Source organism: Acinetobacter sp. IK31, assembly GCF_035615195.1.
Lineage (GTDB): Bacteria > Pseudomonadota > Gammaproteobacteria > Pseudomonadales > Moraxellaceae > Acinetobacter > Acinetobacter calcoaceticus_C.
In genome coordinates this window covers 128,236-143,429 of the sequence record NZ_JANBOB010000033.1, presented here as the reverse complement: position 1 = coordinate 143,429, position 15,194 = coordinate 128,236, and the positions used below count along the sequence as shown (strand labels likewise).

Here is a 15,194-nt window from a genome sequence, read left to right as displayed (position 1 = left end):
TAAATCCAACTAAAACACTTGTAAATAAAATTATTAAGTTGATTAAAATGGTTTGTTTTGAATTTAATTCAGACTAAAATAGTTGTATATAATAATTTGTAGGTTATTTCAAACTAAAATGGTCGGAATAATAAATAATTAATTAAAAAAGAAAATAATAAAATAAAGGCGTAATAAAGCCTGCAAAAAGCAATAAATAATAGACTGTAAAATTATTAAAAATTAATCGGGTGCGAAAAGATCGTTTGATATAGAGATTTTTTTGGCCACATAGTGGCTTTTATGCACTCTGACGAGAATGACTTGGGAATGTAATTCGAGTTCGCCATATTCCGGTTCTACTTGAACGTAGTGAAGTTGACCAAATTCATCACGTACGCGTGCTTGAGCAGAAAAGCCTGGTCTGGCATTACCACTGGAAATGGTCGCTAATCGCCCTAAAAGGTTATAATTGGTATGTGTAAGTTTCGGCTTAATCACTTGGTCAAGGCAGTGAATCATGAACACAGTAAAAAAGATTGCGATCACAAGTGCCGGGACGATTAAATAAAATGGTGAAATAAAATAATGCTGTATTGCGAAGAAAGAGAGTTGTAAAAAGTAACCTGCATAACTGAAATTGATGAGTAAAAAAACAAAAATTAGAGCTTTAGAAAATTTAACATTAAGTAGCGGTGAGTTAGAAAGCCAATCCGGTGCAATTTTTTTAAGCAACTGACTTGGACGGAGTCCAATATACATACCAATGGTTTCTACCACGCTGAGTAATATCAAAGCCACCACACTTAAGTGAAAAGGCATAAGATAATAATTAAAAAAGAAATCAGCCATGGCAGAAACTCTAATGTTGATAGTCTCAGTCTACGATATAGATACCGCCATCTGAATGTACTTCAAGCTCAACTTTATTTAAAAAATCACCTAAACATGGTCCTGAAATACATTCGCCTGTTTCCACAGTAAATAAGGCACCATGAGTAGAGCATTGAATGTATTCTTGATCTTGGTCAAGAAATTGATTTTCTAAATATTCAAGCTCAGTTTGTAAGTGAGGGCATAAATTCTGATAAGCATAGAATGCGCCGTCACGTTGCGTAACGAAAATAGTAGTTCCTTGTAAAGTGTCAAAAGCTCTAGCTTCACGCTCAGGAACTTCTTCCGTCATACAGATCCTTTCCATTTTAAGCACATTCCTTCTGAAAATTTTCAAGAAGTTTAGCATAATCATTTACAGCTAAACGTGGTCCGAATTGAGAGACTACTTCACTCGAAATTAAGATGGCTAACTGAGCCGCAGCATTCAAATCTTGATGATAATTGAGGGCATAAAGGAATGCGCCTGCAAATGCATCGCCTGCGCCATTTGTATCAACGGCTTCAACATGACGTCCCGCAACATGGAAGTGCTGAGTTGGGTTAGAAACTAATGCACCTTTGGCACTTTGTGTAATGACTACGGTATGATTTTTAAAACGTAATTGAGCAAGAGCATCTTCTACAGACGTTGTATTGGTATACATTAAGGCTTCTTGCTCATTACAAAATAGTAAGTCTACGCCATCATCCATGAGCTCTTCCAAGCCTTCACGAGCGTATTGCACCATGGCAGGGTCTGAAAGAGAGAGGGCAATTTTAACGCCATTTGCTTTTGCAATTTCTCTTGCTTGTTTTATAGCTTTACGAGCCGTTTCACTTGTAGAAAGATAACCTTCAATATAAAGCCATTTTGCTGTTTTTAATGGTTCAAAATCGATTTGATCTTGAGACAGTTCAGCCGTAATACCCAAATAGGTGTGCATCGTGCGTTCAGAGTCAGGGCTAATTAACACCATACAGGTACCAGTTACACCTTCACTGATCGATTTTGGTGTGGTCTGGATGTTAGCCTCATTTAGACCTTGTAGGTAAATTTTCCCTAAATCGTCATGACCAACGCGGCAACCATAAAAAGCAGTTCCACCTAATGCACTAAAGGCTACAGTTGTATTTGCTGCTGAACCGCCACTTGCTTGACCTTTGTAGTCTTGGTGCTGCTTTAACTCTGCATAAAGAGCAGATTGAGTGTCACCATCGGACAACTGCATTGTGCCTTTTTGCAAACCTTGTTGACTAAGAAAATCATCAGACACTTTAAATTCTTGGTCGATTAATGCATTACCAATTGCAAAAAGATCTACAGTTGCCATATGTGTTGTCACAAATAAAAAAATCAGGTTGATAAGTTTACACCATTGCTTGGATTTGCTGTAGTTTGTTGAATAAAATTCAGTTAATTCAAAAATAGTGGAGAAATATTGTTGTTTAAATATGCTTTAGATCAGTTTTTAATACAAAAAATTGATGAGTTGCCAGAGCAAATTATTGAATTAAGCTTAGTTTCTCAGAATGAGGGTTTTAGATTTATCAATAGATTGATAGATGAATATCAATCTGGCCAGAACTGTTTTGATCAAGAAGGAGAAGCTTTATATAGTATGCAATATGCTAATCAGTTAATTGCCATTGGTGGAATTAATACTACTCTAAATAAAGACATGGGTAGGTTGAGGCGATTTTATGTACATCCTGAATACAGACGACATGGTATGGGTGAATTATTACTTAGAGCTATAGAAGAGCATGCTAAAAAATATTTTAATGAAATAGTTTTATATACAGACACTCATAGAGCAGCTGCTTTTTATAAGAAAATGGGATATTCCGAGACAAATATACCGAATAGTAATTTTTCAAAAAGAATGAAATGAGTTCTTTAATATTTAAAATCTAATCGTAAGTATGCCTTTGAAACTAAATAACCTATTCATCGGAATTACTTTGTTTGGGGTTTGGTGGGGCAAATAACTCAAATTGATGGGCTTTTTTATTTATTGGGTAGCATATACATAGAATTAAAAGCTTTTGTTCTGGTAGGATAAACATTCATGGCTATGTGCTTGATATCAAAGCCGTGCCAATGAAAACTAATACTCAACAAAAACATAGTATTTTACTTGGCTTTTGTTCGCCAATCTCAAGCTGACTCAGGCTATAATGAGACTTATTCACTTATCCGATATGTTAGGAGATCACATGACTGTAGATGTCACTGAAACCATTTCTCAAACTGTTCACCCTGCGTTTCAGTTGCTACGTCAGCACCATGTAGAAGCATTAGATATTTTAGTATCTGAATATAAGCATAAAGTGACAGGTGCGGTGCATTATCACTTGGCAACTGATTATGACGAAAATGTATTTCTTGTTGCTTTTAGAACACAGCCTATGGACTCTAAAGGTACTGCACATATTTTAGAACATACAGCTTTGTGTGGGTCTGAAAAGTTTCCAGTACGTGATCCGTTCTTTTTAATGATTCGTCGTTCTTTAAATACTTTTATGAACGCATTTACAGCAGCAGATTGGACAGCATATCCATTTGCGTCTCAAAATAAAAAAGATTTCCAAAACTTACTTTCTGTTTATCTTGATGCGGCATTTGCTGCCAATTTGAATCCACTTGATTTTGCTCAAGAAGGTATTCGTATTGAACTTGAAAATGATCAACCTGTTTATAAAGGTGTAGTTTTTAATGAAATGAAGGGTGCCATGAGTGCGCCGTCTGACCAACTTTATCATCAGTTGGCTCATCATTTATTTCCTGAAACCACCTATCATTACAACTCAGGTGGCGACCCGAAAGATATTCCTGATTTAACGTATGAACAATTAGTCGATTTTTATAAGGTACATTACCACCCAAGTAATGCTGTATTTATGACCTTCGGGAATCAAACAGCGTATGAGTTGCAAGAGCAATTTGAAAAACTAGCTCTAAATAAGTTTTCTGCGGGTACAACTTTATATTCTAAGCCTGAAAAACGTTTAGCTGCGCCAATTGAAGTAACAGAAAATTATGGCGTTGATAGTGATGATTTAAAAGATAAAACTTATCATGTCTTATCTTGGCTATTACCCGAAGCAAATGACGTTAAATTACGTTTGGGAATGCGTTTAGTTGAAGGGATTTTGTTAGAAAATTCAGCTTCACCACTGCGCCATTATTTAGAAACGTGTGGTTATGCTCAATCAACAGGTCCATTAATGGGCGTAGACGACAGTAATTTTGAAATGACTTTCTACTGTGGTGTTCAAGGTTCAAATCCTGAACATGCGCAAAGCTTTAGAGAGGGTGTTTTAAATATTCTGCGTGATGTTGCTACAAAACCAATTGATAGCGATTTAGTTGATGCAATTTTGCATCAGATTGAATTACATCAACGTGAAATTAATGGCGATGGTACACCATACGGTTTAAGTCTAATTTTAAATGGCTTGAGTGGTGCGATTCACCATAATGACCCAATTCAAATTTGGGATGTTGACAGCGCAATTGCACAGGTTAAAGAAGAGTTGAAAGACCCAATGTGGTTATCAAATCTGATTCAAACACATTTGCTTGATAACCCACATCGTGTGCAGATGACTCTAGTTCCAGACCCAACCAAGTCTGTAAAAGAGCAAGAAGCAGAAAAAGCCCGTTTAGCGGCTATTGGTGAAAAACTAACAGACGCTGATAAAGCTGAAATCATTGCTAATACCAAGGCTCTAGAGGAACGTCAGGATACTCCAGATAACCTTGAACTATTACCAAAAGTAGGCTTAGAAGATGTACCTGCTGACTTGCATATTGTGCAGGGGCAATTGCGCGAAATTCTTTGCAATCGCATGGATACGCCGTTGAATTTGTATCATGCGGGTACGAATGGTATTTACTATCAACAAGTGCTTATTCAAATTCCTGAAGATATTGTGAAGTCACCGTATTTCAATTTGCTTTCTATCTTGATGGGCGAAGTGGGTGCAGGTGAATATGACTATCTTGAACTACAAACCTTACAAACGGCTGTAAGTGGTGGTTTAGGAATGGGCGCTTCATTACGTAGTAAGGTTGACGACAAAGATAAAATTAGTGCTTGGTTAACTTTAACGACTAAGTCTTTGACTCAGAAGTTTGATGCCATTCATTTATTAAAATTAGCATTTGAACAGCTCCGATTTGATGAGAAAGAGCGCATTATTGAGTTATTGCAACAACGTAAAACACGTTGGCAATCTCGCTTATCTGGAGCAGGTCATAGCTACGCAATGCAAATCGCATCACGTAATATGAGTGCTTTGGCTCAACGTGATTATCAAAACACAGGTTTAGGTGCATTAAACTGGTTAAGTGAGCTTGTTGCTAAAATTACTCAAGACTCTACTGCATATGATGATCTGATTGCAGAATTAAAACGTATTCATCGTAAATTATTGCAAGCGCCTAAACAGTTCTTGCTGGTATGTGAAGAACATCAGTCTGAACGTTTAGTTGAAGAAATCCAAAATGTTTGGGATAAATTAAACGTTGATGCAACTGCAACAGAGTTAACTCATGTAGAACAGGCAAATGATAATAATCATGAAGCATGGTTAATTCAGACAAATGTTCAGTTCTGTGCTTCGGCTTATCAGGCGGTGGATGTGTCGCATCCAGATGCAGCTCCGTTAATGGTATTGGCAGCTTATTTACGTAATGGGTTCTTACATAGTGCCATTCGTGAGAAAGGCGGTGCGTATGGTGGTGGAGCAAGCTATGATGGGAATGCATGTTCATTCCGTTTCTATAGTTACCGTGACCCACGTTTAGCAGAAACTTTTAAAGACTTTGAAGCAAGTGTGCAATGGTTATTAAATGCGGAACAACAGCCTCATCAGCTTGAAGAAGCGATTCTTGGACTTGTTGCAAGTATGGATAAACCAGGTTCACCAGCGGGTGAGGCGATTACTGCATGTTATGCATTGTTGCATGCAAGAACACCAACTTTCCGCCGTACCTTACGTGAACGCTTGCTGCATGTAACATTAGATGATTTACAACGTGTTGCTCGTCAATATTTAGTTGAGCAAACTCCTGTAAAAGCTGTAGTTGCACCATTTGCAAAACGCGATGAGTTGCAGCAATCAGGTTTTACCATTCAACAAGTTAATTAAAATAAAAATTGGAGATGAACATGGCGTTCAGACAATTTGAACGCACATCTTTACAGCTAAGCATGGGTATCGTGCTTAGCTGTTTATGTGCGTCTGTGACATATGCTGACACCTTGGCACCTGTAACCCCTGCGACAGTAGATGCATGTGTTGCTCTTGCTTCGAATGCCGATCGTCTGGCTTGTTATGACTCTGTATTTAAACCGTCAGCTTTACCAGTTATTCAAGCTGCGGCTGTACCAGAGCCTGTTAAAAAAATTGATGCACCTGCTGTTCCACCTGAAACCTTTAAAGAGAAGGTGGTAGATACAGTGAGTAATATCAAAATAATTGGTAAAGCCCCAAAACTTGAACCTACTACTTCTTTGCTAGATCAACGTTGGGAGCTGTCTGAAGAGAGTAAACTAGGGGTTTGGAATATCCGTGCTTATCAACCGGTCTATTTATTACCAGTATTCTGGACCAGTGACAAAAATGAGTTGCCACATAGTCCAAACCTAAATAATACGGTGACAGAAGATCAAAATCTGAAATCAACAGAAAGTAAATTTCAGATTTCTTTAAAGACCAAAGCCTGGGAAAATATCTTTGGCAATAATGGTGATTTGTGGGTCGGTTATACACAATCTTCACGTTGGCAGACATTTAATGCTGAAGAGTCTCGTCCTTTCCGCGAAACGAATTATGAGCCTGAAGCAAGTTTAATGTTTAGAACAAACTATGAATTGCTTGGTTTAGATGGTCGTTTGCTTGGCGTTACTTTAAATCACCAATCAAATGGTCGTTCAGATCCATTATCTCGTAGTTGGAACCGCGTAATCTTTAATGTGGGATTAGAGCGCGGTAACTTTGCTGTAATGCTTCGTCCATGGATTCGTCTTGAAGAAGACAGTAAAGATGATAATAATCCAGATATGGAAAATTACATCGGTCGTGGTGATTTAACAGCATTTTATAAATGGAAGGAAAATGACTTCTCTTTAATGCTACGTCATTCATTGAAAGGTGGTGATGACTCTCATGGTGCTGTTCAATTTGATTGGGCTTTTCCAATCAGTGGAAAATTGCGCGGACATTTCCAGTTGTTTAATGGTTACGGTGAAAGCTTAATTGACTATAACCACCGAGCAACTTATGCCGGTTTGGGTGTATCACTCTTGAATTGGTACTAAGTCTTAACTTGTAAGAAAGCCGCTTTTAAAGCGGCTTTCTTATTATCCAATTTGAATATTGGCTTGAGGGTGTTTGAGTCGACTTTTTTTCGGAGTGGCAATTAAATAAGCCAATGTTAATGGGCCGAGTCGCCCAGCAAACATCAACAAACTTAAAATGAATAAACTACCATTATGTAGCTCTGGCGTGATTCCACGAGAAAGCCCTACAGTACAAGCTGCTGAAACAACCTCAAACAACAAATTCATAAAGTCTGCTTTAGGTTCTAAAAGCAAAATAATAAAGAATCCCATGAAAATCAGTATGCTGGTAATTGCAGTTACAGCTAAAGCTTTATACGTAGTTTCGTGTGCGACTGAATGATTAAATATTCGGATTTCATCTGTACGCCGTAAAAATGAAATAACACTGAGCACTAAAATTACAAAGGTTCCAACTTTAATTCCACCTGCTGTACTGAGCGAACCACCACCAATAAACATAAGTAGCATCATGAGTAAAGAGCTGCTATTGGTCATTGCGCCTGTATCAATGGTATTAAATCCTGATGAGCGCGGAACAGTGGCTTGAAACCAAGCATTTAATGCTTGATCACCTGTACTGAGCATTCCTAGGGTATGAGGGTTTTGAGCTTCTAAAGCCCATATTAAAATAAAAGCAGCAAGGTTAATAATTGCAATCGTTATGAGAATTAATTTGCTATTTGGAGTGAGTTTTTTCCATTTTTTATTTTGTTTAATGTCCATGAGAACCAAAAAGCCAAGCCCGCCCAATGTATAAAGTATGCTAATGGTTATACAAATAACATAATTACTTTGAAAGTTTATTAAACTATTAGAAAATAAGGAAAAACCAGCATTATTAAATGAAGAGATGCTATAAAAAATAGCATAATAAAGCCCACGCGCAAAACCGTAAGTCGGTGTAAAGGCGGTGGTGAGGATAATTGTGCCAATAAGCTCAAAAATGAGGGTGTACGTGACAACGCCTTTGGCCACAAAAGTAACTTTTGATAGGCTTGTTTGCCCGAGACTATCTTGTGCCATCATTTGCTGTTTAAGGCCAACTTTAGGTGACAAACTTAATGCAGCCAATATGGCAAAAGTCATAAAGCCCAAACCACCAGATTGAATTAGCAACAAAATAATAGTTTGCCCGAATAGGGTAAAAGACTCATGAATATTTAAAACAGATAAACCGGTAATTGTGACTGCTGAGGTGGCTGTAAAGAGCGCATCCATCCAGCTTACATGACCCGTGTTGGCAAATGGCAGTTTTAGTAATAACGTGCCAAAAATAATAAAGCCCAGAAACCCCAGTGCCAAGAGTGAAGGAGGGCTTAAATTTAATGTTTTATGGGGCTTGGGATATATAGACATATTCTAGATTTCGTTTCTTATATGAAGCAATTAGAAAGTTTTTTTAACTGCGCTAAATGACCTTCTAAAATAAGAATATCATGTGTTTGCAAAGTGAAATTTTCTTCGGTCTCAAACAAAATTTGCTGCTGTCTTTTTACAAGCAAAGTTTTGACCTGTGGGGCTTGCTGCATAATGCCATATAAATTAATGCCATGAAGTTTTTCAGGAATTTCAATTTTTATAATGTAGTGGTCATCTTCTAAAGACATATAACGACTCACCATTGGATAGTTCAGGGCTTGAGCAACGCGTACCCCCATATCTTCTTCAGGGTGAATAATTTTATTGATATTGAGATGCGACAAAATGGTGTGATGTGCTTTGGTTTTTGCTTTTACCCAAATCTTGTCCATACCTAAATTTTTTAAATTCAGGACACACAAAATACTTGCTTCAATATCTTCACCAATTGCGACTACTACAGCATCACAATTTTGGATATTCAGTTCGTCAAGTACATGTTCATCGGTCGCATCAGCAATGACGGCATGAGTTAAAACGTTGGCAAGATTTTCAACATTCTTTTTTACCGTATCAATGCCAATAACATCATGATTTAATTTTGTGAGCTCTTGAGCAACTGTTGCTCCGAAACTCCCTAAGCCAATGACTGCAAACTGTGCCATGTTGGTCCTTGTTTCCTGATTAGACGTTTATTTTTAAGGATATTTTCTTTGAGATAAAGAGAGGCAATGTAAATATGATGGGAATATTAGAATAATTATATGAATAAGCCGACAAATTAGTCGGCCTATTCAACAAAATCGAAGATTATTTCAAGAAACGTTTGTAGCCAACATTATTCGTAATTTCTGCATATGGATAACTAATCTGCTCAAGAGTTTCAATCAATCCATCAGGGTTCTGTTTCGCATCGGTGGCTTGTAAGCCGACTAAAACACGTCCTTCTGCTGCACCATGGTTACGGTAATGGAATAGGGTAATGTTGTGGGTTGGACCTAAACGAGTTAAGAATGTTAAGAGGGCACCTGGACGTTCAGGGAACTCAACACGGAACAATCTTTCATCATCTAGATTTGCATGACCGCCAATTAAATAACGAATATGTAGTTTGGCAACCTCATCGTCAGAGAGGTCATCTACCACATAATTTTGCTGCTTTAATTGTTCCAGAATTTCATGACGCTCTGCATCACCACCTTTTAAGCTAATACCGACAAATACTTGTGCTTCTTCTGTATTGTTTGCTCGGTAGTTAAACTCGGTGATATTGCGTCCATGTAAAGCACGGCAAAAACCTAAGAAAGCACCTTTTTCTTCAGGTAAAGTAACTGCATAAATAGCTTCGCGCTGTTCGCCTAGCTCGGTGCGTTCTGCAATATAACGTAGGCGATCAAAATTCATATTTGCGCCACATACAATGGACACAATATTTTTATTGCTGATTTTATGTTCGGTAATATATTTCTTGATCCCAGCAAGGGCCATTGCACCAGATGGTTCAACAATGCTGCGATTTTCATCAAAGGTATCTTTAATGGCAGCACAGATTTCATCTGTGTTTACTGTCACAATCGCAGGTTCAACAATTGGACCAGAATTATCAGACTTACGTAGACGAATAATATCAAATGGTAAAGCACCGATTTGTGCAACGGCAGTACCATCTGCAAACAAGCCTACATGCGGTAAGATTACACGTTCATTAGCTTCTAAGGCTGCTTTTAAACATGCAGACTCTTCATATTCAACGCCAATAATTTTCACATGAGGTGCAACTTCACCAAGGTAAGCTGCTACGCCGGAAATAAGGCCACCACCACCTACAGCAACAAACACATATTCTACATCACGCCATTGACGTAATATTTCATTTGCAATAGTACCTTGACCAGCAATGACAAGTTCGTCGTCATAGGGTGGAATAAAGACTAGACCTTCAACTTCGGCACGCTGTTGTGCATATTTATTTGCGATATCAAAACTATCGCCATGTAACACAACTTGACCGCCCAAGCGTTTAACTGCTTGAACTTTAATGTCCGGAGTTGTGCTTGGCATAACAATAATCGCTGGAATTCCTAAACGTTGGCCTGATAATGCTACGCCTTGAGCATGGTTACCAGCAGATGCACAAATTACCCCACGTTCGAGTTGTTCTTTGGGAAGTTGGCTAATACGGTTATAGGCGCCACGTAATTTGAAAGAAAAAACAGGCTGTAAATCTTCACGTTTAAAACGAATAATATTATTTAATTTTTGACTAATTCGTGGAGCTGCTTCGAGAGGCGTTTCAATTGCAACATCATAAACCGTTGCTTGTAAAATTTGTCGTACCACACGAGACAGCATGTTCATCTTCCCTATAACAGTTTAAAATAGGAAGTTATTGTAGCAAACCCCTGTGCATTTGCGCCGATTATTGGTGCATAAATGTCAAAAAATAGTTGAGTGATGTCATGAGTCTATACGCAACCCAAGATGAAAAGAAACAAGCTGCTGCGCAAGCTGCTTTAAAACACTTACCCAAAGGTGGCATTTTGGGGGTTGGGACTGGAAGTACGGTAAACTTTCTAATTGATTTATTGCCTGAATTACAATTAGAAGCTGCTGTGGCAAGTTCTCAAGCAACTGCTGATCGTCTTAAAAAATTAGGCATCGAAGTGGTAGATATGAACCATGTGGGTGGTTTAGATGCATATGTTGATGGTGCAGATGAAATTGACCGTCATATGCATATGATTAAAGGTGGGGGTGCTGCATTAACACGGGAAAAAATTGTAGCTTCAATTGCTAAGAAATTTGTTTGTATTGTTGATGATTCAAAATGGGTTGATCAACTCGGACGTGATTTTCCACTTCCAGTAGAAGTTATTCCAATGGCTCGCTCAGCCGTCGCTCGTAAATTGGTGAGTTTAGGTGGCGATCCGGTTTATCGCGAAGGTGTAGTAACTGATAACGGTAATGTGATTTTAGATGTATTCAATCTTAATATTTTAAATGCGATTGATGTAGAAAAAACCATTAATAACATTCCAGGTGTTGTGACTAATGGTATTTTCGCTCTAAACCCAGCAACGATTGCAATTGTTGCAACAAATAATGGTATTGAAGAGCGCACAGCACAGTAATGTCTGCAAAAATGCCAGAAATTAAAATCGTTCGACACGTAAGAGCAAGAAAGTTGCGCTTACGTGTTGAGCCAGCTTCAATACGCCTGACAGTTCCTTTATTTTGCAGTAAAAAGCAAATTCAGCATTTTTTGGCGCAATCTGAGCAATGGTTGATCGAGACGTGGGATAAGCAACAACATGTTCAGTCTGTTTCACTTGAAATTCCTTCAGAAATTTATTTTTTTAATAAAGACCAACCATTTCAAGTTGTTGTTCAAAAGCAACACCGTGTTTTTCAATTTGATTGGGAAAGTAGTTGCTTATTTATTAAAGACACACAGCCATATTTGGCATTGCAAAGTGCAGTGATTACGTTTGCTAAACAAGAATTACCTGAGCTTTTAAAAGAGTTAAGTGAACATACTCAATTGAATTATCGAGAGTGCACAATTCGCCGTCCCAAAACTCGGTGGGGAAGTTGCAGCAGTAAGCATAATATTATGTTGCATGCAGGTTTGGTGCTCATGCCACAAGAGATTGCTCGCTATGTCGCTATTCATGAGTTAGCTCATACTAAACATTTTGATCATAGCCCTGCATTTTGGGCAGAAGTTGAAAAATACGATCCATACTTTCAAAAACATCGCAGACAACTTAAATCAAATCCATTGCCTGCATGGTGGTATGTCTCAAATTAACTAAAGCTACACTCTAGTTGTGGTGTTTGTAAGTTATCTGGTGCTTTTCGGCTATCTAAACCTGCTTTGGCACTCACGATTTTATTTGCTTTAATCGATAATTGTATAAAGTTGTATTGCTGCGTTGAGTTATTGGGTTCGGCTGAACTTGAGTTGAGTAAATAACTTGAGCTTGCAGCATCTGTTTGCAATAAATTATCTGTACTATCCGCGCTTAAAGCCGAGCGATAAATTTGTGACCCTTTAATAAGCTCGATTTGACCATTCGCACGGAAATTAAGCTGACAACCTGTTGAAGTGTCTTCATAGCGACCAACTAAATAATCTGTAGCTGGTAGTTTTGGATCAGAAAGATTAATGCTAGTTAAACCTTGTTTACAAGGATATGCAGATCCATTACAGGTTGCGGTAATGCCGCTAAAACCAACGGCACGACGATAATCACCAGCCCCATCTATACGGAAAAAGTCAGTGGTATTTCCGACAGGTACGACCCCTGAATATAGTTTCTTTTGCAGTAGATCATAGCCTATTTGATCTAAGCTTTGAGTATCTGCCAATTTTAAAGTAGCGGCTTTTAAATTGGTTGCAAAAGAATCGCGTGTTGTTTTTTGATTAGTAGCAATATCTAACAGTGTATTTTTTACTGGATCAATATTATCTGGAGCAGGCGTGAAAATAGGGGTGAAGGTTGTTTGATCCCCATGAAGTTTTTTTCCATCTAAAAAGCCATCTTTTAAATCGGTTGCCAAACTTTTAACAAGATCTTGGTATGTAGTTGTTCCACCATGAGAAGTTGACCAATATTGTAAATAGCCAAAGCTAAGATAGCTATCTACATACGTACTAGGCTGCTTAGTGGAGTACTGCAACAAAGTTAGAACTGTGAGGGTGTTGGCTGGACTTAAAATTGGAATATTTGCATCTTTGAACGCATTAAGAAGCGATCTGTAAACGTCTTGAGAAGCTAAATCCACATGCAATTGTTCAATACGGGTTGGGTCAATCGTCTCTTGCGGGAGTTGTCCTGAACGTATCACAGCACGTTGGTAAACGGCTTCACTGCTTGGACTTATGAATAGGGTTCTGCCATTTACACTGTTCGGTGTAATAAACGCATGATAAATACCAGAGAAATTTTGGTATGTTGAAGTAATTGGATCAAATACTTGAGATGAATTTTGAGTCGTAATTTCTACGCGATATAAACGATTTAATTTAGCGGTAGGAATTTTGACATTAAAGCTGTTTAAACTTGCAATTGAAGTATCTACCAAAACAGAGTTAGTGGTGTTGTCATATACTTTTAGCTGGATATTACGCATTTCTACAGGAGATTTAAGAGTAACATCAGTCGTTGCCTCGGGAGTGGGATCAACGGGTGTTGGCGTGCTTGGTGAGTTGCCACTACTACTGCCTCCACCTCCGCAACCTACAAGTAGTGCACTTAAAATTAATGTGCTCAAGCCGAGGTAAGTGTGTAATTTGGTTTCTTTTGATTGATGAAGCATCCTAGCTCTCCAAAATTAAATCTAGTATTTATTTGCTGATATTTGTTTAGTTATGACAGTTCAATAAGTGCTATCTAATTGTCGCTAAAATTAAAAAAATTAAAATTACCAAGCATGAAATGGTTTTGTAAGCTTGGACATCCTGTCATACTACCGCACAAGTATAGATTCAAAAATTGAGGTAATGCACGTGATTTCTGTCGGAATTGTTGGTGGAACGGGTTATACAGGCGTTGAACTATTACGTATTTTATTACGACATCCTAAAGCGCAGGTCCGAGTTCTTACTTCACGTACAGAAGCGGGCAAACCAGTTGCAGATATGTTCCCTAATTTACGTGGACATACTGATCTTCAATTTTCAGATTTAAATATTGATGATTTAAAAAAGTGTGATGTTGTGTTTTTTGCGACTCCTCATGGTGTTGCGATGCAGCATGCAAAAGAATTGATCGCAGCTGGTACTAAAGTTATTGATTTAGCAGCTGATTTTCGTTTGCAAAATCTTGAGCAGTTTGAGAAGTGGTATGGCATGGAGCATGCTTGCCCAGAAGTATTGGAAAACTCAGTATATGGTTTGGCTGAACTAAACCGCGAAAAAATTAAACAGGCGCAAGTGATTGGTAACCCTGGTTGCTATCCAACAACTGTTCAATTGGGTTTAGCTCCACTTTTGAAATCAGAACAAGCATTGATTGAAACAAAAAATATTATTATTGATGCGAAGTCAGGCGTTTCTGGAGCTGGCCGTAAAGCAAGCTTAGGTATGATTTATAGCGAAAATGCTGATAACTTCAAGGCTTATGGGGTTGCAGGGCATCGTCATCATCCGGAAATTGTTGAAGCATTAGAAAATATTTCTGGGCAAAAAGGTGGCTTTGAAGGACTCTTGTTTGTTCCCCATTTAGTTCCAATGATTCGCGGTATGCTCAGTACAATTTATGTCGACTTGACAGAAACTGGAAAACAAACTGATATTCAGGCATTGTATGAGCACTTTTATGCAAATGAAAAATTTGTTGATGTGATGCCTGCTAACAGTTCGCCTGAAACACGTAGTGTGCGCGGTGCGAATGAGCTTCGTATTGCTTTATATAAGCCGCAGCCGAATAAACTTATTATTCTTGCGGTACAAGATAACCTTGTGAAGGGTGCATCTGGTCAAGCTGTACAAAATATGAACCTTATGTTCGGCTTTGATGAAGATGAAGGCTTACAAGGGATTGGTTTATTACCATAAAAAACTCTTTTTTGCTTCACACACATTTAAATTTCGATTTAAATGTGTGTCTTGACTCTGATCTT

General features: G+C 38.1%; 13 protein-coding genes. 6 read left to right on the top strand and 7 right to left on the bottom strand.

Annotated features, from left to right (window positions below; all coding sequences use genetic code 11):
• Positions 1–222 precede the first annotated feature (222 nt).
• Genes MSG66_RS17460 through MSG66_RS17450 form a run of 3 tightly spaced genes read right to left on the bottom strand, consistent with a single transcriptional unit; the run spans position 223 to position 2,186 of the window.
• Positions 223–831, bottom strand: coding sequence for an OB-fold-containig protein (locus MSG66_RS17460; RefSeq protein ID WP_042896065.1), 609 nt, complete (start codon positions 829–831; stop codon positions 223–225).
• A 25-nt stretch (positions 832–856) separates the two neighbouring features.
• Positions 857–1,165, bottom strand: a complete 309-nt coding sequence (locus tag MSG66_RS17455) for a Rieske (2Fe-2S) protein (RefSeq protein ID WP_133973302.1) — start codon at positions 1,163–1,165, stop codon at positions 857–859.
• Between the two features lie 16 nt (positions 1,166–1,181).
• On the bottom strand, positions 1,182–2,186 hold the full coding sequence (locus MSG66_RS17450) for an adenosine kinase (protein ID WP_324654759.1): 1,005 nt from the start codon (positions 2,184–2,186) through the stop codon (positions 1,182–1,184).
• 111 nt (positions 2,187–2,297) lie between these two features.
• On the opposite strand from MSG66_RS17450, the gene MSG66_RS17445 reads away from it, so the two are divergent.
• The 3 genes from MSG66_RS17445 to MSG66_RS17435 all read left to right on the top strand — a co-directional run bounded on the left by MSG66_RS17445 (position 2,298) and on the right by MSG66_RS17435 (position 7,184).
• Positions 2,298–2,747 carry a GNAT family N-acetyltransferase gene (locus tag MSG66_RS17445; RefSeq protein WP_133973306.1) on the top strand — a complete coding sequence of 150 codons (450 nt, stop codon included), beginning with the start codon at positions 2,298–2,300 and terminating at the stop codon, positions 2,745–2,747.
• A gap of 325 nt (positions 2,748–3,072) precedes the next feature.
• Positions 3,073–6,012 carry an insulinase family protein gene (locus MSG66_RS17440; protein WP_324654758.1) on the top strand — a complete coding sequence of 980 codons (2,940 nt, stop codon included), beginning with the start codon at positions 3,073–3,075 and terminating at the stop codon, positions 6,010–6,012.
• A gap of 20 nt (positions 6,013–6,032) precedes the next feature.
• Positions 6,033–7,184: a phospholipase A gene (locus MSG66_RS17435; protein ID WP_202741905.1), complete on the top strand. Its 1,152-nt coding sequence runs from the start codon at positions 6,033–6,035 to the stop codon at positions 7,182–7,184.
• 42 nt (positions 7,185–7,226) lie between these two features.
• Here the strand turns inward: MSG66_RS17435 and MSG66_RS17430 are convergent, their stop codons facing one another.
• The 3 genes from MSG66_RS17430 to ilvA all read right to left on the bottom strand — a co-directional run bounded on the left by MSG66_RS17430 (position 7,227) and on the right by ilvA (position 10,925).
• Complete coding sequence (locus MSG66_RS17430) at positions 7,227–8,564, bottom strand: TrkH family potassium uptake protein (protein WP_133973310.1); 1,338 nt, start codon at positions 8,562–8,564, stop codon at positions 7,227–7,229.
• 17 nt (positions 8,565–8,581) lie between these two features.
• Complete coding sequence (locus tag MSG66_RS17425; protein ID WP_075431430.1) at positions 8,582–9,232, bottom strand: potassium channel family protein; 651 nt, start codon at positions 9,230–9,232, stop codon at positions 8,582–8,584.
• A 145-nt stretch (positions 9,233–9,377) separates the two neighbouring features.
• A complete protein-coding gene (gene ilvA / locus MSG66_RS17420; RefSeq protein ID WP_171459063.1) occupies positions 9,378–10,925 on the bottom strand; it encodes a threonine ammonia-lyase, biosynthetic in 1,548 nt (515 codons plus the stop codon).
• Between the two features lie 101 nt (positions 10,926–11,026).
• Between ilvA and rpiA the strand changes: the two genes are divergently transcribed.
• Complete coding sequence (rpiA, locus tag MSG66_RS17415) at positions 11,027–11,698, top strand: ribose-5-phosphate isomerase RpiA (protein ID WP_324654757.1); 672 nt, start codon at positions 11,027–11,029, stop codon at positions 11,696–11,698.
• Positions 11,698–12,378, top strand: a complete 681-nt coding sequence (locus MSG66_RS17410; RefSeq protein WP_324654756.1) for a SprT family zinc-dependent metalloprotease — start codon at positions 11,698–11,700, stop codon at positions 12,376–12,378. Before rpiA ends, MSG66_RS17410 begins: the two co-directional genes overlap by 1 nt.
• Here MSG66_RS17410 and MSG66_RS17405 read toward each other — a convergent pair.
• Positions 12,375–13,889, bottom strand: a complete 1,515-nt coding sequence (locus tag MSG66_RS17405) for a hypothetical protein (RefSeq protein WP_324654755.1) — start codon at positions 13,887–13,889, stop codon at positions 12,375–12,377. The genes MSG66_RS17410 and MSG66_RS17405 overlap by 4 nt on opposite strands.
• A 184-nt stretch (positions 13,890–14,073) precedes the next feature.
• Here MSG66_RS17405 and argC point away from each other — a divergent pair, with 184 nt between their 5' ends.
• Positions 14,074–15,129: an N-acetyl-gamma-glutamyl-phosphate reductase gene (argC, locus tag MSG66_RS17400; RefSeq protein ID WP_262472133.1), complete on the top strand. Its 1,056-nt coding sequence runs from the start codon at positions 14,074–14,076 to the stop codon at positions 15,127–15,129.
• Positions 15,130–15,194: the final 65 nt, after the last annotated feature.

Coding starts and splice junctions, on each gene's coding strand:
- MSG66_RS17410 (WP_324654756.1), top strand. CDS start 11,698: ATGTCTGCAAAAATGCCAGAAATTAAAATCGTTCGACACGTAAGAGCA.
- MSG66_RS17430 (WP_133973310.1), bottom strand. CDS start 8,564: ATGTCTATATATCCCAAGCCCCATAAAACATTAAATTTAAGCCCTCCT.
- MSG66_RS17435 (WP_202741905.1), top strand. CDS start 6,033: ATGGCGTTCAGACAATTTGAACGCACATCTTTACAGCTAAGCATGGGT.
- argC (WP_262472133.1), top strand. CDS start 14,074: ATGCACGTGATTTCTGTCGGAATTGTTGGTGGAACGGGTTATACAGGC.
- rpiA (WP_324654757.1), top strand. CDS start 11,027: ATGAGTCTATACGCAACCCAAGATGAAAAGAAACAAGCTGCTGCGCAA.
- MSG66_RS17440 (WP_324654758.1), top strand. CDS start 3,073: ATGACTGTAGATGTCACTGAAACCATTTCTCAAACTGTTCACCCTGCG.
- ilvA (WP_171459063.1), bottom strand. CDS start 10,925: ATGAACATGCTGTCTCGTGTGGTACGACAAATTTTACAAGCAACGGTT.
- MSG66_RS17450 (WP_324654759.1), bottom strand. CDS start 2,186: ATGGCAACTGTAGATCTTTTTGCAATTGGTAATGCATTAATCGACCAA.
- MSG66_RS17460 (WP_042896065.1), bottom strand. CDS start 831: ATGGCTGATTTCTTTTTTAATTATTATCTTATGCCTTTTCACTTAAGT.
- MSG66_RS17455 (WP_133973302.1), bottom strand. CDS start 1,165: ATGACGGAAGAAGTTCCTGAGCGTGAAGCTAGAGCTTTTGACACTTTA.
- MSG66_RS17405 (WP_324654755.1), bottom strand. CDS start 13,889: ATGCTTCATCAATCAAAAGAAACCAAATTACACACTTACCTCGGCTTG.
- MSG66_RS17425 (WP_075431430.1), bottom strand. CDS start 9,232: ATGGCACAGTTTGCAGTCATTGGCTTAGGGAGTTTCGGAGCAACAGTT.